The organism is Corynebacterium sp. HMSC06C06 (assembly GCF_001807295.1).
Classification (GTDB): Bacteria; Actinomycetota; Actinomycetes; order Mycobacteriales; family Mycobacteriaceae; genus Corynebacterium; species Corynebacterium striatum.
In genome coordinates, this window is record NZ_KV788477.1 from 1 (window position 1) to 580 (window position 580).

Genomic DNA, 580 nt, shown 5'->3' on the forward strand with positions numbered 1-580 from the left:
TTCCCATTATCAGCGTCAAGTTGTTTGTGTGTGGCTCTGATCTAGAAGGAGTTTCACCGATAATGACTACGGTGTCACCGAAGAAAAGCCATGACCCGGCGAGGGGCAACGAGATCAGCGAGAAGCTGATGAAAACCCTGCGCACGCCAGCTAATCACTTCAACTTGAACTAAGGGGCGACGAGACATATCCCTAAAACTGCGGATAACCCAATTCCGATATAAGAATTCATCGAGCCTATTCCGCCATTTTCAGCGGTATAGATGCTTACGTTCTCCTTGCAACAGAATTTAAAACCGACGAGAAGTACTGCTCAGTACATGGGGATTTCTGGGCCTTGGCCACGGAAGTTTTCGGTCAAAACCCGAATTCGACTTCCCATATATGAAACTCACTCGGTAAGAATGAAGGCTCCTTTTTCTGCCGAGAAACGACATCAGTCTGAGCTGCTTCACGCGTGGTAAATGCAGCCAATATATCTGGGCTTATTTCCTGGTAGCGCACGGAGGAATGTTGCGCATACCCTTCTCTAAAAACGAGATAGACTGTCAGATGCGGGTTTTGGGTACCGGTGTTCCGG

1 pseudogene is annotated in these 580 nt (G+C 48.1%); it reads right to left on the reverse strand.

Features of this window, described 5'->3' with window-relative positions:
• Nucleotides 1-357: 357 nt before the first annotated feature.
• Nucleotides 358-580, reverse strand: a pseudogene (locus HMPREF3153_RS12830) (hypothetical protein); the annotation flags it as partial.